General features: G+C 62.6%; 21 protein-coding genes and 2 pseudogenes. 15 read left to right on the forward strand and 8 right to left on the reverse strand.

What is annotated here, in order from left to right; genetic code table 11:
• Nucleotides 1-112: 112 nt before the first annotated feature.
• Together H4V95_RS19015 and H4V95_RS19020 are read left to right on the forward strand one after the other, a co-directional pair.
• Nucleotides 113-217: pseudogene (locus H4V95_RS19015) on the forward strand (histone-like nucleoid-structuring protein Lsr2); the annotation flags it as partial.
• Between the two features lie 77 nt (nt 218-294).
• Entirely contained in the window at nt 295-438 is a 144-nt protein-coding gene (locus H4V95_RS19020; RefSeq protein WP_395939874.1) for a histone-like nucleoid-structuring protein Lsr2, read from the forward strand.
• Nucleotides 439-604: 166 nt separating this feature from the next.
• On the opposite strand, the pseudogene H4V95_RS14885 reads toward H4V95_RS19020, so the two are convergent.
• Nucleotides 605-1,496: pseudogene (locus H4V95_RS14885) on the reverse strand (IS5 family transposase); the annotation flags it as partial.
• A 617-nt stretch (nt 1,497-2,113) separates the two neighbouring features.
• Nucleotides 2,114-2,797, reverse strand: a complete 684-nt coding sequence (locus H4V95_RS14890) for a GAF domain-containing protein (protein ID WP_395939875.1) — start codon at nt 2,795-2,797, stop codon at nt 2,114-2,116.
• A 344-nt stretch (nt 2,798-3,141) separates the two neighbouring features.
• Here H4V95_RS14890 and H4V95_RS14895 point away from each other — a divergent pair, with 344 nt between their 5' ends.
• Nucleotides 3,142-4,290 carry a LuxR C-terminal-related transcriptional regulator gene (locus H4V95_RS14895; protein ID WP_196868077.1) on the forward strand — a complete coding sequence of 383 codons (1,149 nt, stop codon included), beginning with the start codon at nt 3,142-3,144 and terminating at the stop codon, nt 4,288-4,290.
• 22 nt (nt 4,291-4,312) lie between these two features.
• On the opposite strand, the gene H4V95_RS14900 is transcribed toward H4V95_RS14895, so the two are convergent.
• Nucleotides 4,313-5,026 (reverse strand): GAF and ANTAR domain-containing protein, encoded by a 714-nt coding sequence (locus H4V95_RS14900; RefSeq protein ID WP_196868076.1) that lies wholly within the window; start codon nt 5,024-5,026, stop codon nt 4,313-4,315.
• A 224-nt stretch (nt 5,027-5,250) separates the two neighbouring features.
• On the opposite strand from H4V95_RS14900, the gene H4V95_RS14905 reads away from it, so the two are divergent.
• From H4V95_RS14905 to H4V95_RS14915, 3 genes are all read left to right on the forward strand, one after another.
• Nucleotides 5,251-5,760 carry a hypothetical protein gene (locus H4V95_RS14905; protein ID WP_196868075.1) on the forward strand — a complete coding sequence of 170 codons (510 nt, stop codon included), beginning with the start codon at nt 5,251-5,253 and terminating at the stop codon, nt 5,758-5,760.
• Nucleotides 5,761-6,124: 364 nt separating this feature from the next.
• Complete coding sequence (locus H4V95_RS14910) at nt 6,125-6,508, forward strand: hypothetical protein (protein WP_196868074.1); 384 nt, start codon at nt 6,125-6,127, stop codon at nt 6,506-6,508.
• 23 nt (nt 6,509-6,531) lie between these two features.
• Nucleotides 6,532-7,122 carry a hypothetical protein gene (locus H4V95_RS14915; RefSeq protein ID WP_209730940.1) on the forward strand — a complete coding sequence of 197 codons (591 nt, stop codon included), beginning with the start codon at nt 6,532-6,534 and terminating at the stop codon, nt 7,120-7,122.
• A gap of 11 nt (nt 7,123-7,133) precedes the next feature.
• On the opposite strand, the gene H4V95_RS14920 is transcribed toward H4V95_RS14915, so the two are convergent.
• From H4V95_RS14920 to H4V95_RS14935, 4 genes are read right to left on the reverse strand one after another with little or no spacing between them, the layout of a single operon-like run.
• Nucleotides 7,134-8,189: a glycine betaine ABC transporter substrate-binding protein gene (locus tag H4V95_RS14920; RefSeq protein ID WP_196868072.1), complete on the reverse strand. Its 1,056-nt coding sequence runs from the start codon at nt 8,187-8,189 to the stop codon at nt 7,134-7,136.
• The gene (locus H4V95_RS14925; RefSeq protein WP_395939876.1) at nt 8,189-8,917 is read right to left on the reverse strand and encodes an ABC transporter permease; all 729 of its coding nucleotides are present in this window, start codon (nt 8,915-8,917) and stop codon (nt 8,189-8,191) included. Before H4V95_RS14925 ends, H4V95_RS14920 begins: the two co-directional genes overlap by 1 nt.
• Before the next feature lie 50 nt (nt 8,918-8,967).
• Nucleotides 8,968-10,224: an ABC transporter ATP-binding protein gene (locus H4V95_RS14930; RefSeq protein ID WP_196868071.1), complete on the reverse strand. Its 1,257-nt coding sequence runs from the start codon at nt 10,222-10,224 to the stop codon at nt 8,968-8,970.
• Entirely contained in the window at nt 10,217-10,858 is a 642-nt protein-coding gene (locus tag H4V95_RS14935; RefSeq protein ID WP_196868070.1) for an ABC transporter permease, read from the reverse strand. The genes H4V95_RS14930 and H4V95_RS14935 overlap by 8 nt, the downstream gene beginning before the upstream one ends.
• Nucleotides 10,859-11,148: 290 nt before the next feature.
• Between H4V95_RS14935 and H4V95_RS14940 the strand changes: the two genes are divergently transcribed.
• From H4V95_RS14940 to H4V95_RS14975, 8 genes are read left to right on the forward strand one after another with little or no spacing between them, the layout of a single operon-like run.
• Nucleotides 11,149-11,667 carry an Asp23/Gls24 family envelope stress response protein gene (locus tag H4V95_RS14940; protein WP_196868069.1) on the forward strand — a complete coding sequence of 173 codons (519 nt, stop codon included), beginning with the start codon at nt 11,149-11,151 and terminating at the stop codon, nt 11,665-11,667.
• A complete protein-coding gene (locus H4V95_RS14945; RefSeq protein ID WP_171585501.1) occupies nt 11,664-11,855 on the forward strand; it encodes a DUF2273 domain-containing protein in 192 nt (63 codons plus the stop codon). The genes H4V95_RS14940 and H4V95_RS14945 overlap by 4 nt, the downstream gene beginning before the upstream one ends.
• Complete coding sequence (locus tag H4V95_RS14950; protein ID WP_196868068.1) at nt 11,852-12,232, forward strand: hypothetical protein; 381 nt, start codon at nt 11,852-11,854, stop codon at nt 12,230-12,232. Before H4V95_RS14945 ends, H4V95_RS14950 begins: the two co-directional genes overlap by 4 nt.
• Nucleotides 12,229-12,810: a DUF6286 domain-containing protein gene (locus H4V95_RS14955; protein WP_196868067.1), complete on the forward strand. Its 582-nt coding sequence runs from the start codon at nt 12,229-12,231 to the stop codon at nt 12,808-12,810. Before H4V95_RS14950 ends, H4V95_RS14955 begins: the two co-directional genes overlap by 4 nt.
• Nucleotides 12,807-13,406, forward strand: coding sequence for a hypothetical protein (locus tag H4V95_RS14960; protein WP_196868066.1), 600 nt, complete (start codon nt 12,807-12,809; stop codon nt 13,404-13,406). The genes H4V95_RS14955 and H4V95_RS14960 overlap by 4 nt, the downstream gene beginning before the upstream one ends.
• Nucleotides 13,403-13,969, forward strand: coding sequence for an RNA polymerase sigma factor (locus tag H4V95_RS14965; protein ID WP_209730941.1), 567 nt, complete (start codon nt 13,403-13,405; stop codon nt 13,967-13,969). Before H4V95_RS14960 ends, H4V95_RS14965 begins: the two co-directional genes overlap by 4 nt.
• Nucleotides 13,966-14,565 (forward strand): Asp23/Gls24 family envelope stress response protein, encoded by a 600-nt coding sequence (locus tag H4V95_RS14970; RefSeq protein ID WP_196867165.1) that lies wholly within the window; start codon nt 13,966-13,968, stop codon nt 14,563-14,565. Before H4V95_RS14965 ends, H4V95_RS14970 begins: the two co-directional genes overlap by 4 nt.
• The gene (locus tag H4V95_RS14975) at nt 14,558-14,887 is read left to right on the forward strand and encodes a hypothetical protein (RefSeq protein ID WP_196867166.1); all 330 of its coding nucleotides are present in this window, start codon (nt 14,558-14,560) and stop codon (nt 14,885-14,887) included. Before H4V95_RS14970 ends, H4V95_RS14975 begins: the two co-directional genes overlap by 8 nt.
• Nucleotides 14,888-14,989: 102 nt before the next feature.
• Here H4V95_RS14975 and H4V95_RS14980 read toward each other — a convergent pair whose 3' ends face one another.
• Nucleotides 14,990-16,315 (reverse strand): Nramp family divalent metal transporter, encoded by a 1,326-nt coding sequence (locus H4V95_RS14980; RefSeq protein ID WP_395939847.1) that lies wholly within the window; start codon nt 16,313-16,315, stop codon nt 14,990-14,992.
• Nucleotides 16,316-16,820: 505 nt separating this feature from the next.
• Here H4V95_RS14980 and glsA point away from each other — a divergent pair.
• Nucleotides 16,821-18,635, forward strand: coding sequence for a glutaminase A (gene glsA, locus H4V95_RS14985; RefSeq protein ID WP_196867167.1), 1,815 nt, complete (start codon nt 16,821-16,823; stop codon nt 18,633-18,635).
• Nucleotides 18,636-18,823: the final 188 nt, after the last annotated feature.

Genomic DNA, 18,823 nt, shown 5'->3' on the forward strand with positions numbered 1-18,823 from the left:
GTTACCGGTCGGGGATCATCCGCTCCGCTGAGAATTTCGGCGTTGTACAGTCAGTACCGTGGAGCCTAGTGGCTCATATCGTCGATTTAGGAGTGAGACAGTGGCGCAGCGTGTGCAAGTTCAACTCATCGATGATTTGAATGGCCAAGAAGCTCAGGAAACCGTTCTTTTTCGAATCGATGGAGTCAAGTACGAAATCGACTTGACCACGGAAAATGCTGCCCAACTGCGTTCCGGGCTTTCTCAATACATGGAGAAGGGCCGTAGGCAGCTAGCAGCCGTCAGGGCCAGAGCATCCAGGCGACGCTCTCCCCAAGCCGCAAGCGCGAAGAACTCCAGCGAATCCGGCGGTGGGCACAAAAGAACGGCTATAATCCCAGCACGCGGGGCAGGACCTCACACTCAATCTTGGATGCCTACAACGAAGCTCAGAAGTGAGACACATGGACCACAACAGCAAAATCATGCCAGACGAATCATTCCCAGAGGATCTAACCGGCCTGGATGACACTGAGGTGCAAGTGCTCAACAGTAAGGTTCGACGGGAGCTGGACGCTGAATACCTCGATTCCAATCCCGAACCTGAAACCGAGGGACGCCTGGGCGTGTCTCCTAATTCTTTGAGCCAAATAGTGATGGCTCGGAGTACGACTCCTCCGCGGTAGGTGAGGGCGAGTTTGTCGTACCGGGTGGCCAGACCGCGCCATTGTTTGAAGGTGTTGAAGGAACGTTCAACGACGTTGCGCCGTTTGTAGGCTTCCCTGTCGAGACCGACGGGTCTTCCACCACTGCGGCCGCGGCGTTTACGGTTCGCTTGCTGGTCGGAGCGTTCCGGGATGACCGCCTGGATCCCGCGGGAACGCAGGAGGTTCCGGTTAGCTTTGGAAGAATACGCCTTATCTCCCAACGCCCGGTCCGGCCTGGTCCGAGCCCTGCCTTTGCCTATCCGCGGGACGTGCAACGCATCGAGCAAGAGCGGAAACATTGGTGAGTCCCCGCCCTGGCCCGGTCCGATGAGCATCACCAACGGCCGCATTTTCCCGTCGCAGAGATGATGGATTTTCGTCGTCAACCCGCCACGGGAGCGGCCGATCGCGTGGTCAGGAGGCTCCTCGCGCAGTTTCATGTAATTCGACAGGTCCCCCTGTGGTGCGCGGAAGGTTGGTTGCGTGTTGGTGAGCCCGGTTCACTGTCGAGTCCACGGAAACCTCCCAATCGATCATCCCTGCCGCGTCAGCTTCTGCCAGCAACTGGGTGTGGATCCTGTCCCAGGTGCCATCGCTGCTGAACCGGCGGTGGCGTTTCCACACCGTCTTCCACGACCCGAAACACTCCGGCAGATCCCGCCACGGGATTCCTGCCCGGAACCGATAAACGATGCCCTCAACGACCAGCCTGTGATTGTTGAAGGGGCGGCCCGGGCTTCCGTCCGAGCTTGGCATCAACGGCTCAATCCGAGCCCACTGAGCATCCGACAAAACAGCAGTACGTGACATACCACCAGCATCCCAAAGACCTCACCGAACAATAAGGAGACACGCCCTAGAAGAACTCACTGCCGAGCTCGACCGACGCGACGCGATGGCCCCACAGCCACCGCATGAAACAGATCAGTCTCCATAGCCTGGTCAACTGAAAAGTCGCCTGCCGTGTCGTAAACAAATCGTCAGCGGCACCATGCGGAACCGTGCAATCACTATCGGTTCCGCGTCCGGTAGATCCTTGGTGTCATAGCGTCGTAGCAACAACGTTCTCGGATGAGGGCGTTGCTGGTGGTGCGGAGGGTGTTGACGTTTGCGGATCGGGCGGACATTGCTGTCAGGGACCCAACCATACGGACCGGCAGATCGCGGTGGAGATCGGCAGAAATCACACGGTAGTATCCGGGGCGCTGTGACACCGACCAATGTTGGTCTTCCGATGAAAAGCACCGCAAGACCCAACTCTTCCCGCAGATGACGTCAACAATAGGTCAGTTTGGGTCGGCCTAAAATTCTCACGGCGGGTTCGGGTTGGGTTGACATAGTTTTCCTTAGGAATGCGGCAATGACCCGGCCTGCGAGGGTGGCGGATTACGTGAACCTGAGGTCAAGGATTTGTGCGCTGCATTTTTTTATGAGTTCGGCGACGGTGTGAAATCCAGCCGTCTTTCCAGCACCTCGAGGGAAGTTTCCCGTACTGTCTGTCCGTTCGCGAATGCGTGCCCCCGCAGCAGCAACAACCCGTCCGCGGCCGTACCTCCAGTCTGGGCGAGCACCATTCCCGTGGCCTGATGAATTTCCCTACGGAAAGGAGAAACATCAGCCTTATCATAGTTGTCCTCTGAAGGCGGGATCATGATGCGGCGCAGCAAACTCCACGCCGCCCCGTCCGCTAGACCACGAGCCGTCACCAGCTCAGATTCCCTCAACTCCCCGGGCGTGGTTCGGTAGAGTTCCACCACCCCAATATCCATGGCGCCAACGACCAGAGGGAAAACGAAGAGGGCCTGCACCTCCGTGTCGAGCAGCGCCTTTGCGAAGACCGGCCATTTCTCATGCGAGATAGAGCGCACGTGCGGAAGTAGGACAGGCATTCGGGAGCGAGCGGCCTCCCACCGCGGACCTTCCCCCAAATCGAACTGCAACTCCTCCAACCTAGCCGCGAGCACGTCACTTGAACACAAAGCGGTCTCCTGCACGGAACCACTAAATGCTGACAATGCAGCCCCCGACACCGGGAGAGCTTCGATGAACGATGCGCACAGGGTTGAACTCAACTCCTCTAGCCCGGAAAGCATCTCCTCGCTCACCTGCATACCATCTGGGTTCTGATGACCGGACAGTGGGACCAGCACAGCATCTTCTTCGCCCTTCCTCGGACAACGCGATTGATCGTAAAAGCCCAAACTTGGGTCCGATTACTACCCGATTCTCAGTTTAGTCGCAGTCCAAATCAGTCGTGGGGCACGTAATCAACTTGTACGTTCCATTACTTCCCCTTCTCTCGAAGCTGCGGCGCAGCACCGATGCATTATGGTGCCAGCCACCCGAGGCGTGAATTCGATTTTCTTGACACACCGCTGGTGAACCAGCATGCTGGGAATGCTGCCCCAGCCCCTGGCACAGAACCGATACCGCCGTGCGCCATCCAGGGAGCCTCATGAAACAGACAGACGACAACCCGTCCCATTCCACGCTTCGGCGTGTCTCGTCAGCCCCGACGGAAACGCACCACCATTCCGTGACTTCCGGGACTTCCGGGAAAAGGAATCTCAGCGATCGCGAGGCGGTAATCGCGGTGTGGGTAGCGAATGGCCTCACCTGCGAAACCATCGCCTCCCGCCTATCAGTCCCACTCGGAACAGTCGAACAGCACCTAGATCAGGCGCTCGAGATCCTCGGCCTCCCAGACACCGAAGACCTCACCTATACAGTCGTAGCATCGCACTACCATCGCAACGCACCGACCGCTCCGAACGGTCCTGAACAGCCAGCAGTGGATCCGTCAGATCATGTGGAGAGCCCCTCCGGAGAGTTATCACGCCCGCTCTTTAGATCCATCCCCGTGTCTCCATTGAACGTACCTGATGTCTCCCGACACGCCATCACCGGAAACCACCTGAACTCGTTGGTGGCCCTCGATGCAGCCGAAGAGCTACAAACCCCGGATCAGGAACCCGCCCGGGACACCGGTCCTTCCTTGATGGCGAGCACTTCTCCTGCTGATTTGCTGAGAGCTGTCGGAGAAGGAGACAGGGTGGCTTTCTCCCATTTTTACCATCTGACAGCCACCCGCGCTTTCCGCATGATCTCAAATCTGGTCGACCATTCAGACCTGAACCTACAGATCATGCAGGACACCTATGTTGAGGTCTGGAAGAGAGCTAAATCCTTTGACGCGGCGAAGGATTCGGCAATGTCGTGGGTGGTTGCTATAGCCCATCAACTGGCGGTCGAGGCGTTACACGAACGCTTAAACTCATCTGACGCACAATCAGAGCCTGCAGGATTCGACGGAACAGACCTCTGGTCTGACCCGTCCGGCGGCCACCGCAGCCGTGGGGGCCCTCTCGTCGAACAAGCACAAGTAGCACAAGAATCCACACACAGGGCTGTTGATGATGTGAGCGTTCTAGAGCGCGAATGCCTCAATGCGGTGTTCCTGAGGGCAATGACTTATCAGGAAGCATCAGCCGCGCTGAGGTTACCTTCGTCGACGGTAAAGAAGAACATCCGCCAGGGCACAGCGCATCTGGAGAGGATAAGGGAAGCCTCAGCAGCAGTACTCCCGGCGCGCAGCCCCGGTTAGCCTAAATTCTGGGAGGTACGAGCTAGAGAGTGAGGCGACGGTCGACAACGTCTGTGGCTGTCTCCTGCAGGGACTGCTGGTGGGATCGGGCGTAGGTGCGTAACCGGTTGAACGCTTCACTCATATCTACCGACGACGTGTGCGAAATGACGCCTTTCGCCTGCTCAATAATGATCCGGCTGTTCAGGGCACGCTGCAGCTGATCGTTTACAACGTTGCTTTCCCGGATGTTGCGTTCATGGAGGAGGCTGATGGTTGCGACATCCGCTAGTGCCTGCCCAATCACGGCGTCTTCTTTGTTAAGTGCACCAGTTATCGTACCGAAAAGCCCCATGGCCCCGATCGCCCTGCCGTGAATACGCAGCGGGATGGCGTGGACCGACAAAAACCCCTGCGAAAGGGCCGCTTGCTGGAACCCCGGCCAACGCCCGGCCAGGTTACGAATGTCATCAATAGTGACCACAGTCTTTGATTCAAAACACTCAACACAGGGACCCTCTCCAGCCTGCAGCTGGAGGACTTCCACGAGCTGCGACTCCTCGCTGGTAGAAGCCAGTACCTGAAGCTCGCCATTGCGATCCGCCAGCAGCAACCCGGCATGGGCTACATCGAGCAGACCAACACATTCCTCCACCAGAGTGTGCAACAAATCCAGAACATCATAGTCCGCCACCAACGTGTCGGCGAGCTTCACGAAAGCGGAACTCACCCGTTCCGGACGGGAAATCGTGACCATGCACCAAGTCTACGTTATCGTCCTCCCTCGCCCGGGACTGCTGACGATCCGCGTGACACTTTCCCTTGCCTCGGCGGAACGCCGAATAACAACGCATAAGTAATGCTGACGATCACCCGGTCTCAGTCGCGACGCAGCACGTACCAGGCCGACTACTGAGCGCTTCCGCGCCCGATAAATGAGCCAGTCTTACGCGGGGTGTCCGTGCTGGTTACGCTGAGGGCATGAACGCCATCGAACGGGCCAAAGTCGGCAAATGGGAGAAGGTCCAATACCTGGTCTTCCTTGGTGTTTTCTTCCCAGCGTTCCTGATCTGGGGGTTGCTGGATGGCCTCGGCTTCAGTCTCTGGGCTCGGACCGGGATCACACTCTTCATTTACCTCGGGCTGTCGTTGCTGCTGAATCGGCCTGCCGCGGCCGAACGCCGGCGGCGGCTTGACTCCGAGTTCGAGCAGGGCATCTTCGACTGCGCCATCCGGTTCGCAAATGCGTCGCCCGGCTCGCTCCGGGACATGTGGGAAAACGGTGCCGCACAGCAGAAAGGGCAGGAACTAGACTTTCAGACGCAGATGGGTGACCTACAGCCTTCACCGGCTGGCCGGAAGCGGACCTACGCCATTCTGGAAGTTGTGGACCGGGTCAAGCCGGTCAAAAAGCCACTGGGCTGGCACCGTGGGTGGTCTATTGCCGTACTACGGACCAACAAAGGAATGATGCATCTCGCAGCTGGATGAAGACGCTCTGGCCCGTATTGAGGAAGCCCATTCAACGTCGACTGCTGACAGTCCTCAGCCCAGCGAGTAGACGGGCAACAGAAAGAATCGAAACCGCAAGAATTCTGCTCGGCTGGTCAATACTTCCGCAAAGCTACGACCCGATAACATCCCACTATGTCAGCTTGACCAGATGTGCCGTGGAACAGCAGTTCACCCACAGGTGGACGGCTTTGAGCTCACTCCTTCGGGCTCCACCCGCCCACAGGTGGATGATCTGAATGCAGCCTCCTCCGGCCCTCAGACCTTCCCGATCGGTGGATTTATTGTCGCTTTCAAGGGGAAAGAAAGTAGATTGGATTGGGTAAGCAAGGGAGCCTGAATCATGAGCATCGCAACCACCACCGGCACAGCCCACGCCAGAACAGCCCGACTTGGCATCCGGGAGATCGTCCGGCGCCTCAATGCGGCGTTGGGCGCCACCCTGGTCGCAGCCTTGGCCGGCAGCAAAGACCGGCGAATCAGCTACAAATGGGCGCAGCAGGACGGGTCGAACCCTAACGCGGCTGCGGTGAAGCGTCTCCAGTTCGCTTACGCCCAATGGATCCTCGTCTCTGAAGCCGAAGGTGAACATGTGGCACGGATGTGGTTCATCGGCGCCAACCCGTGGCTTGACCACGATTCACCGATCGACGCGATCCGGGACGATAAGTTCCGTGAGACCGCTGCTGCGGCCGCCGCCATGGTCGACGATGGGTTCATTGGTTGATGCGGACGTGCGGAAAAACGGGTTTGGCCCTGGTGGACGGGCCGGGCACGGCCTACCGTGTGGCCAAGGCATCCTACGGGCCTCTGAATCCGCAAGAGCGCGGGCTCCTCAGCGATGAACGGTCCCTGTGGTACCGCTTCGATACGCCCGGGCGAACGATCTACGCGGCCGAAGACGCGAAAACGGCGCTGCTTGAAGCGCTGTCATGGGCACGGATGACCACCTCACACGATGCGTACCTGAGAAAGACCGCAGCGTTCTTCGGCGAACCCATAGAAACTATCCGGCAGGAAGTCGAAGAGCAGTGGCACGCCAACGGTCACATGATTCCGGGGTGGATTCCCGCGAACTGGCGTGACGGACGCCTGCTGTACTCACTGCAGTTCGAGCCCGGCCCCTGGGTTGATATCGCCCACTCCGAGACCCTCACAGCACTCAACGGAGCGCTGGGCAGTCTGCTGTACGAAGTCGAGGTGGAAGAAACACTCACGTTGGCTGAAGTCACCAGCGGCCGCCGGGAAGTCACGACCATCCCATCATCATGGATCCGGGACCAGGTCCTCGATGATGGGTCATATCCGATGGGCATCCGCGCGCCGGTGCCGGTTCCCTAGCTGCCGGTTGTTTAGTTGCCCGAGCCGAGCAGCCCGTCGGGTTCGGAGATGAAGCCCTGCTCCACCATGAAGTCGAAGGCCACGTCGGCGGGCTCCTCACCTTCGACGTCGACGCGCAGGTTCATGGCCCGCAGTGCTTCGTCGGTCAGCGTCGGCGCAATAGCACCGAAGACCTCCTCCAATCCCGGGAACTGCTCGAGTGTCTCGGTGTAAAAAACGGGGGCCGCGTTGTAGGCGGGGAAGAAGCCCTGGTCGTCCTCGAGGACGGTGAGGTCGAGCGCGTCGATCCGCCCATCGGTGGCGAACACTTCACCGAAGTTGCAGTCCCCGTTATCGGTGGCCGTGTAGACGGCACCGGTGTCGAAGATGCTGATGTTGTCATCAGGTACCCCCTCAGCCGTCCCCCGCTCCATCCCGTAATGGGCCAGCAGCGGGTTCATGCCGTCAGGCCTTGAATTGAACTCCGCCTCAACGCAGAACGTTCGTTCCTCGACCGGCAGCTCGGCGATCTCGGAAATGGTGCTGATGCCGCCGAGTTCCTCAACTGCCTCGGTACGGACAGCTATCGCATAGGTGTTGTTCAGGGGTGCGGTGTCGCCCCAGGTGAGGCCGTTGCCCAGGTCGGCTTCATAGACGGCAGCGAACTGTTCCTCCTGGTTGGGGAAACCCTCGGTCATACCCAGGTAGGTGAGCCAGGCAGTCCCGGTGTACTCCCAGGTGACATCCGCCTGGCCAGCGAGGATCAATTCACGGACAGGTTGGCTGCCAGGAACGTTGGTGAGGTCAGTGACGTCAAAACCCGCCGCCTGGCCTGCCAGCACCGAGATTTTGCCCAGGATTAGCTGCTCGGTGAAGTTTTTCGAGGTGACGGTCAGCGGTTCGCCGTCGGCAATCTCCTCGATACTTCCGGGCCCCGCCAGGGGTACGTAGGAGGTGGCGGGCTGCAAACCGCAGCCCGAGGCCAGCAAACCGGCGGATAGGATGGCTGCGGCACCGGCGACACGGCGGGTCAGGGTGCCGGACTTCGCAGTAGCTGAAGCCACAGTTGGGGCGGTGCGCAAATGCATCAGAGTCCTTTCGGGCGGGCGACGTGTTCGACGACGCGCCCAATCCAGTCGACCAGGAGGGCCAGGAGTGCCACGAGGACAGAGCCAACAACGAGGACGCTCACCAAGTTGAGGTTCACTCCGGTAATGATGAGAATGCCCAGTCCGCCACCGTTGATGAACGCTGCGAGAGCCGCAGTACCCACCAAAAGCACCAGGGCGGTGCGAATACCGGCGAGCATCACCGGTACTGCCAACGGCAACTCCACCTTGAAGAGGACGGCTGAAGCGCTCATGCCCATTCCCCGCCCGGCTTCGACGAGCCGTTCGTCCACCTGGTTGATGCCGACCATGGTGTTTCGCAGGACCGGCAGCAGAGCGTAGAGGACCAGCGCGGCGATGGCTGCGTTGAAGCCGAAACCCATCCAGGAGGCGAGCAGGACAATCAGGCCGATCGCCGGTGCCGCCTGCCCGATGTTGACGACAGCCAACACCGGCCCGGTGTAACGGCGGAACGGTCCACGGGTCAACGCGATGCCCAGCGGGATAGCAACGACCAGCACAATCACCGCTGACACAGCCGTTAAGGCTAGGTGTTCGAGTGTGTAACCGAGCAGCGAGTCGGGGTTCAACGTGTTGAGCTCGGTCTCCGAAAGATCATCGTTCAGTGCCCAGATCACCAGAATGGCTAGGGCCGCGAGAATTCCCGCCAATTGGTAGACCAGCGGACGCCAGGATGGTCCCGCTATGTCCGACTGTGCGGACAGGGCCTGGGGCGTCGGGGCCGATGCAGTAGTGCTCACTGATCGGATCCTTCGTCGACAGCCTGCATGGTGCCGGTATTGACTCCCACAGGGCGTCCGGACGAGTGCGCCGACCGGGCATGGGTGTGGGCCCTCCCAATAGCGTCCATGACCGTCACCACGTCGATCACGCCCAGGAAGGTATCACGCTTCCCTGTGACCAGTGCCGCACCGGCACTGGAAACGAGCATGGTGTCCAGCGCGTCGTTAAGGGTGGCCCGGTCGCCGACTACCGGGAGTTTGGCGTCGGTGTCGTCGCTGATCCGGTCAATCCTCGTGAGCTGGCGGCGGGTGAGCCACTGGATGGGGCGGTTTTTCCCGTCGACAATTACCGCGTGGTCGTGCTGGGCTGCGTCGAGCCGTGAGAGGACGTCGCTGGCGAGGTCGCCGCTGGTGGCCACCACTGCTTCGGCGAGGTCAACCTCGTTGACCCGGGTGAGGGTGAGTTGCTTCAACCCGGCGCCGGAACCGATGAAGTTCTCGACAAACTCGTTCGCCGGGTTGGCGAGGATCCGTTCAGGGGTGTCGTACTGCACCAGGTGGGCACCGTCAGTGAAAATGGCAATCCAGTCGCCGAGCTTCACCGCCTCGTCGAAGTCGTGGGTTACGCAGACGATGGTCTTCTGCAGCTCCGCCTGGATGTTCAGCAGTTCATCCTGCAGGCGCTGTCGGGTGATGGGGTCCACCGCGCCGAATGGCTCATCCATCAATAGCACTGGTGGGTCGGCGGCGAGTGCGCGTGCCACGCCGACGCGCTGCTGCTGGCCGCCGGAAAGCTCCTTGGGGAAGCGGTCCCGGTACTGTGCCGGATCCAGTGAGACCAGCTCCAGTAGTTCATCGACTCGTGCGGCGATCTTGTCCATGTTCCAGCCGAGCATCTTCGGCACGATCCCGATGTTGGCTGCGACGGTCATGTGCGGGAACAGCCCCCCAGCCTGGATAACATAGCCGATCCGGCGTCGGAGGCTGTCGCCGTTGATATCGGTGACGTCGTCGTCGTCCAGGACAATGCGTCCCTCCGTCGGCTCGATGAGCCGGTTGATCATCTTCAGTGTGGTGGTCTTACCGCAGCCCGAGGGGCCCACCAGCATGATGATTTTGCCCGCGGGGATCTCGAGCGTGAGACCGTCTACCGCTGGGGTGTCCTGGCCCGGATACCGTTTGGTGACTTTGTCCAGCAGGATGCTGGCCCCGGTGATGGCGTTCCCGGGTGTCCCGGAGTCGTTGGTTGCTGTGGAAGTGGTCTCAGACACGGATACCTCGCGGGGTGGTTAGTCGGCCAAGGCCGATGAGCAGGAGATCGAGCACGATGGCAAGAATGACGACGGCGATGACGCCGGTGCCAACTGATTCGATGGCGTTGGCGCCGCCCAGGCGGGACAGGCCGGAGAAGATGAAACCACCCAGGCCAGGGCCCAGTGCGTAGGCGGTGATGGCAGCGATGCCCATGACCATCTGTGCCGAGACACGGATGCCGGCCAGGATCACTGGCCAGGCCAACGGGAGTTCCACCTGCATGAGGGTGCGGAAGCGGCTCATACCGATTCCTCTGGCGGATTCGACCACGGCCTTGTCGATTCCCGTGAGTCCGACCACCGCGTTACGCAGGATAGGCAGCGCGGCGAAGAAGGTGACAACGATCACGGCCGGAGTGACACCGAAGCCGAAGGGGGCGATCATCAGCCCGATAAAGGCGAAGGAAGGAATGGTGAGGCCTACCGCTGAGACGCTGTTGGCAAGCGATCTGAAGAAGCTGCTGCGATAAACCAGGGCTGCGATACCGACGGCGAGAAGGGTTCCGAGGATCAGGCATTGGACCACCAGGGAAAAGTGCTGCCAGCTGGCGAACAGGATTTGAGGCAGCCGGTCTCCAAAGAAATCCAACAAATCAATACCCTCTTCACCTTGGTTACGTAGCAGCCCGCAGGCACATGGTCGGAAATTTCACGGCACGTTGAATTGCCTCTAAGCCACCCTAGACACAGCAATGTAAAGGAACCATCACGCGACGGTCACGGTTTGCCGTCAATGCCAGCGTGAGACACATCACCTTTAATGGACCGTGACCTTTGCTCCGTTAGGAGCGTCTTACTTGCAGGAGCGCCTTTGAGGGCGACCCTGCATCACCGATCCCCCCATCAATCCACCTCACGACAACACCATCAAGGAGCATCACGATGAGCACTCAGCCCCAGGACAAGTTGCCCACCACGGCCAGCCCCACCCCCGCGGTCGCCAACCGTCGGCCCGCCACTGCCGCTGCCACGGCACCCGCCGGGAAGAGCCAGCACGATGGGGACCGTGGCGCCACGTCGATCGCCGACAACGTGGTGGCGAAGATCGCCGGCATTGCGCTCCGTGACATCCCCGGCGTCTACGCCCTCGGCGGCGGAGCTGCCCGCGCCCTCGGTTCGATCCGCGGCGCGGTCGGCCAGAAGGAAGACCACACCCGGGGCATCAGCGTTGAGGTCGGCCAGACCCAGGTGGCGGTCGACGTCACCCTGGTCGTCGAGTACCCGCACCCGCTCAAGGACGTAGCGGACCAGGTCCGCGATGCCATCTACTCCGCCGTCGAGGATCTCGTCGGGATGGAAGTCACCGAAGTGAACGTGACCATCAGCGACATCCACGTCCCGGGTGATGACACCCGCGACGACGACGCCGAGTCCGCCCCGACCGAATCCCGCGTCTCGTGAGCCCCACGACAGCCGGTATCGCCACCGGAGCGACCCTGGCCTTCGCCGCGTTGATCTTCGGTTTCTGGGGTTTCGTGCTGGTCGCCGTCTTCATGGTGATCGGAGCCGTTGCCGGACGCACCGCAGAAGGCAAGCTTGACCCAGGCTCGGTCCTGGATGCCCTGCGGGGCCGGCGTTCGGCCTCATGACCGCGACCAACCGGGGCGCCACCGCCACGGGACGCACCGGGCACACCCGGATCACCAAGTCGGCGCTGACCCACACGGCCGAGGCCGTGGCGGCAGCCGCCTTCGGTGTCCCCCGGAGTGAGGTGCGGGTCGCACTGGCCGACGACGGCGGCGCCCTGGGCATCACCGTCTCGGCCCCCCTCCCCGCTCCCACCCTCCTGCAGGCGGCACAGGATGCTTCCGCGGTGGAGGACGGCGGCGGAACGGTGTTTGACCGGGCAGCACACGCCCGGAACGGTATCCGTGAAACAGCCCAGCAGGTAACCGGGGCCCGGGTAGGCCGGATCGACATCCGACTGACCGGAATCCGCCCCCCTGCGGAGAGGAAACTGGCATGAGCGAAACACTCCACACCCGCCGGCTTCTGCGCCGCGAAACGCACTCCTCCCGTGCCGTGGCGTCGGTGAGTGCCGCCGTCGTCCTGCTGGCTGGACTGGCATGGCTGGGCACGGAGGCCGTTCTGTCAGTGGTGAACCAGCCCCCACTGATCATTAGTCCGCGGCAGCTGCTCGAGTGGGCGGCTGGCCTGCCCCAGACCGTCCTCCCCTGGGGGTTGACCCTGGCCGGCCTGGGACTGATTCTGGTTGGGCTGCTGGTGCTGCTGGTCGCCCTGACGCCTGGCACCAAGCCCCTCCATGTGGTGGGCCGGGACCGGTCAGCAGTGGTAGTGGATTCGGAAGTGATCGCTTCTTCCATGTCCCGCCGCATCCGCCAGGAGGCAGGGCTCGACCCGGAGCAGGTGTCCACCCGGGTGGATCAGCGCCGCATCACCGTTGACGTCCGTCCGACCAGCGGGTCTCCCCTGGACGAAATGCTCATCCGCGCGGCAGTCGAGGACGAACTATCCGGGTACGGAATCCGCCCTGAACCGGCCGTGAGGATCAACATCAGGCACGAAGGAGCGTTAGGCATATGAGTTCCACCCATCGCTGGCTCAACCGGACCCTCCTGGTCCTGCTCGGGCTGGTTCTTCTCACCGTCGGTGCGCTCACCGCCGCTGCCGGCCTGCTCCCCGCGGTTGCCAACACCTGGACCTCCGTGGGCACTGCGGCAGTGGACGGACTCCCCAGCGTTCTGGCGGCCGCTCCCCTGAACGCTGAGACCAGCTGGTGGACCATCGCCGCGCTGGCCCTCGTGGTGGCGTGCGCCGCCCTGCTGATCGGGTGGATTGCCTCGCAAGGAGGTGGGCGCACCAGCACCGTGGGGCAGCAGGACACCGAAGCGGGCACCACCACCGTCGAGACATCCCTCGTGGCGGACGCGCTCCGCTCGAGCCTCGAAGGCAACGGGCAGATCCTGTCCGTCGGAGTGACCTCCTGGCGGATACGCCGGCAGACCGGCCTGCGGATCCGGGTCCAGCCGCGCCGCGGGGCGTCTCCGGCAGCTGTGGTGGCCGCAGCCGATGAGGCGATCAGCGGTCTGGACACCCTGTTGGGCGTTCGCCACCCGATCCTGGTCAGTGTCCACTCGGGCACCCGGGCGCGGCTCACCCGAACGCGGAGAGTCGATTGACCCCCTTGGCCCGCCCCCGCCTGAACCTCGACGATGCCCACGATTCGTTTCTCGTGGAGCGGGCCGCGGACGGCGACGTTGCCTCCTTCGAGGCTCTGGCACGCCGGTACGGGCCGCTGATGCGCGGGTACGCCCGGCGGCTCACCGGTTCGGCGGCGGACGCTGACGACGCCGTGCAGGAAAGCCTGCTCCAGGCCTGGAACCAGCTTGGCGGCCTGCAGGATGGCGCGGCCGTGAAGCCGTGGCTCATGCGCATCTGTGGCCGGAAAAGTATTGACCTGATCAGGAAGCGCCGGCAGGTGGACGACCTTGACGACGTCGAACCGCCCGATCGGGCACCCGGTCCGGAACGGACCGTCGAACAGGACTCGCAGATGCAGTCCCTGGTGGCGGCACTCCGGAAGCTCCCTGCAGAGCAGCGCCAGTGTTGGGTACTCAAGGAGATGGGCGGGCAATCGTACGAGGACATCGCCGAGACGCTGGAAATCAGCACCGACAGCGTTCGCGGCAGGCTATCGAGAGCACGAACCACCCTGATGAAGGAAATGGAGGACTGGCGATGAGCAACGACATCCCTGATCCCGGTTGCGGCCACAGCCTCGACGAGCTCGAAGAATACCTGCGGACCGGTCAGTCGACCGCCGAACAGCACTATGAGCGCTGCCCCGAATGCCAGGCCGGGTTGGCTGGACTCCGTGCGCTGCGTCGGCTGACCGGCGAACTCGCGGCGGCCGATACCGAGCAGGCCGGCTCGGGTGACGAACCCTGGCTGCAGTCAATTCTTGGCAACCTCCGGTTGGAGATGCGTTCCGGCCGGAGCATTCCGCTGTCCAGCGAGTACCCGGAGGACTCCTTCGCGGAGACCGAGGGTAGCCTCGTCGCGTTGATCCGCTCCACGGGCGACGACGTCGACGGCGCCACGATCGGCAAATGCCGCCTGCACGGGAACATCACCGAGCCGGGCGCCGAGGTCCGGATCGAAGTGAACGTGACGGCTTTCTTCGGCTACCCACTCCCCACCATGGTCGAGTCCCTCCGGGCACGGATCGCTGAGACGGTCAGAACCCAGACGGAGCTGGTTCTGACTGACGTCGATGTGTCGGTGACCGACATCCACGAGCGTGTTGCCCGGGATCCGAGAGGAGAGGTCAATGAATAAGGATCGGCTGGAGCTCCGGGTGGAGGAGATCATCGCCGGAGTCGACGGGGTGGCGGGACTGTACCCGGCGCGTTCGGCAATCCTGGCGGGGATTGCCAGCACCCTGCGCGCCGACGAAACGCTGGTGGCCATTGACGTCTCCGGGCCCAGGCTGGTGATCAGGGCGCGGATCGCCGCACTGGCTGATGTGTCGGCACCGCGGCTGGTCCGCGCGGTGGCCGCAGCAATCCGGGCCGGGCTGGCCGGGGAACCGGATGCCCGCTCCCGGGAGGTCGCCGTGGAGATCACCGTCTGCGGGTTCACCAACGCCGCGTTCTCCTAGTTTCCGCACCTGGTCAGCCAGAAACGGCCCCGAGGCTCACGTTCGCCGCTTGCTGGCGGCGGGTCTGAGCCTCGGGGCCGTTTTTCGTCCGGCGCGGGCAGGTTAGCCGCCGAAGAGTGGCGCGACCGCGCCGACCAGCTGGTTGAGTCCGAGCACGATGAACAGCAGCGCGACAACCGCCAGCGCGATGTTGCTGTACATCTTGTTCGCGTACTTCTTGGGGATTCGCTTGCCGTTCAGCAGACCCAGGAGGGTGACGGCCAGGAACGGCATGAACAGTGATCCGAGGACACCGTAGGCGAGGATCAATCCGATGGGCTGACCCAGGGCAAACAGAATCATCGGCGGGAAGGTCAGCCACAGCACGTAGAACCTGAAGTACTTGCCGCCCACCCGGGTATCGGGGTGGCCCGACTCCTTGCCGCGCAGGTTGCCCCAGAAGTCGGCGAACATCAGGGAGACGCCGTTCCAGACGCCGATGATCGAGGAGAAGGAAGCAGCCCAGAAGCCCACGAGGAAGCCGATCCCGACGACGTCGCCGTACTCGTCGCGGAGCACGGTGGAAAGATCGAGCAGCCCCTCGTCACCGGCACTGAGACTGACCCCGGCGGACCGGACGACTTCGGCACCGACGATGAGCATGGCGATGACGAAGATACCGGTCATCACGTACGCCATCGAGTTGTCGATGCGCATGACCTTCATCCACTTGGGTGCGTACCAGCCCTTTTCGCGGAGCCAGTAGCCGTAGGCCGCGAGCGTGATAGTCCCGCCCACGCCGCCGGCGAGCGCCAGCGTGTACAGCAGCCCACCCTCGGGGATGATCGGCACCAGTCCGGTCACCATCTCCGGGAGGTTCGGCGCCGCAATGATAGCCAGACCCACCACGGTGACGAACATGATGCCGACCAGGACGGCGGTGATCTTCTCGAAGGTGGCGTAGCGGCCAAACCAGACCATCACGAAGCCGGCCAGGCCCATCACGATGGCCCACGCCCAGAGCGGGAAGACCGGGAACAGGGCGGCGAGGGGCAGCGCAGCACTCGACATCGCCGTCGCCCCGTAGACGAAGCCCCAGATCATGATGTACGGCCCGAAGTACCAGGTGGTCCACCTGCCCAGGGACCGCCAGCCCTCGAAGATCGTGTAGCCGGTGGCCAGGGTGAACCGCCCGGCACCTTCAACGAGGATGATTTTCAGGAAGACACCGAGGATGACCGCCCACAGGAGGCCGTACCCGTACCGGGACCCGGCCACCAGGGTGGCGACCATGTCCGCGGCGCCGACACCGGTGGCGGCCACCACCAGGCCCGGACCGACGATCTTCCATTTGGCGGGCTTACCGCCGTCGTCGTCCACCCGTTCGGCGTGGTTGAGTTTCTCGGCGGGCGCGTGGCCCGTCTTCTCAGGGGGCATCTCGCCGGGCATCAAAATTCCTTCAGGTTTGGGGCGGGGAGCCCGTGCCGTCGTGGAACGGGCCCTAGGAATCCTCTCATGGGTCCGGATTTCATCTGTGAGTTGACCCACATGATCGCACGCGCCGATATCCCGCCTTCTGGCTGGGCAGCAGCCGGAGCCTTTATTCTGAACTCCGGAACCGGAAAAGTTCGGCAAATACCTTTCTTACTCCGAGATCGGTATCGGAGCAGCGCTGCTGGCTCCCTTCATCCCCGCCCGGCTGGCGGGTCTCGCCCTGGGTGCTTTTGCTGGCGGCACCATGCTGATGTACTTCCGCACTCCGGAGATGACCGAAGCGGATGGCATCCGTCCCAGCCAGGAGGGCATCCCCGTTGCGAAGGACGTCTGGATGGCCGGTATTGCTCTGGCCCTGATTCTCGCTCGCAAAAAACGGTAGCCCAGCAGCGACGGATCCAGATCCGGGCCCGCGTCCCCCCGTGCGGCGGGTGGGCCCGGATCGCCTAATGTTGCTCTCATGGACTCTCCGATCGAAAGCTACCTCAAACGCATCCACCAGGAGATCGCCGAGCTCAAGGATGGCAAGCCCTACAGCACCATCCCCGCCATGGCGAACGTCGATCCGAATAACTTCGGCATCTGCCTCACCACAGTGGACGGCTACATCTACGAAGTGGGAGACACCCGGGACGAGTTCAGCATCCAGTCCATCTCCAAGCCCTTCACCTACGGACTGGCCCTCGCCGACCTGGGGATGGATGCCGTGGACGAAAAGGTGGACGTCGAACCGTCCGGCGACTCATTCAACGAGATCTCGCTCGCCGAAGGCACCGGCCGCCCCTCCAACGCGATGATCAACGCCGGCGCCCTGACCGCCACCTCCCTGATCAAAGGATCAGGCGGCAACGGACGCTTCAAACGCATCCTGAACACCTACTCGGCCTTCGCCGGCCGCCAGCTGAGCGTCAACACCGAAATCTACGAGTCCGAGCTTAAACACGGGCACCGCAACCGGGCGCTCGCCCATCTGCTGCGCTCATTCAACATCATCGAGGACGATCCGCAGCCGGTGATCGAGGACTACTTTCGCCAGTGCTCGGTGCTGGTGAATTGCCTTGACCTCTCAGTGATGGCGGCCACCCTCGCCAACAGTGGCCGCAACCCGCTCACCGGACGCCAGGTGCTGGAGATCGGCCCCATTGAACGCGTGCTGTCCGTGATGACCACCTGTGGCATGTACGACGACGCCGGCGCCTGGATCAGCACCGTCGGCATGCCCGCCAAGAGCGGGGTCGCCGGCGGAACCATCGCCGTCCTGCCTGGCCAGGTGGGACTCGCCGTGTACTCCCCGCCCCTCGACGAGCACGGCAGCAGCGTACGCGGCATGGCCACCAGCCAGCGCCTTTCCCGGGACATGGAACTCCACTTCGTCAGGGCCGCCCGGACTGGCAAGTCGGCGATCCGGTCCACCTACGACATCTCCGCATCGCCGTCGGGCATCCGCCGCAACGACGAGGCCATGGACATTCTCCGTGACAACGGTCACCGCGCCCGGGTGATCGAACTCAACGGCGACCTGCTCTTCGCCGGTACCGAGTCGATGATCCGCGAACTGAGCTCCCTCGACCAGACCGTCGAACTGATCATCCTGGACCTTCGCCGCGTGGACGAGGTGGCCGATGTCTCCCTGCGTCTGCTGGCCGAAGCACGCGAGAACCTGGTCGCCGACGGAAGGGAGTTGGTCCTGATTGACAGCGACGGGACCCTCGCCGAGACCTTCCAGGATGTCGACCGCGACGTGCCCACGTTTGACACCCGCACCGCCGCCGTCGAATGGTGCGAAGACCGGCTGATCGCCGCGTACGGCGATGACCTGTACCTCCCCTCGGTGGTCAAGGTCATTGACTGCCCCGCGCTGAGCCCGCTGACCGGCGCCGATGCCTCGGCGCTTGCCGACCGGATGGAGGAGCGCGAGTACGACGACGGCCACGTGATCCGCCGCGTGGGCCAACGATTCGGCGGCGTGTTCTTCATCCTTTCCGGGAAGATTACGACGTCGGTGCCCGGACCGACCGGCGGACGGGTGCGGCTCACCACTCTCAGCGCCGGCATGACCTTCGGTGAACTGGCGCTGGGCAGCGACGACCGGCAGGAGACCACCGTGAAGGCCGAGGGCGGGGTGAAGGTCATGGTCCTGACCGCCGACGCCATTTCCGCCCTCGAATCCGAGGATCCCCGCCTCGCTGTTGAACTGTGGAAGGCCCTCACCCGGGACGCCTACACCCGGGTGGACCTCTACCTCCGTGAAACCGCTGTGCGGGTCCGGGACTAGCCGTTTCGGGTTTCCCTGGCCGAAATCGACGGAGCAATAGTGCGCGATCCTTCGGCGGAAACCTTCACCCTGGGCGTTTCGGCCAGCGATGATTTGGCAAACCCACTAAACAACAGCGAGGGTGAGACAGCTTAACGTCGGTCCGCCGCGAAACGCCAGCAGGCGTCCACCCGATGGAAGTGCATGCA

The organism is Arthrobacter sp. CAN_C5 (assembly GCF_017875735.1).
In the GTDB taxonomy this organism is placed as follows: Bacteria; Actinomycetota; Actinomycetes; order Actinomycetales; family Micrococcaceae; genus Arthrobacter_D.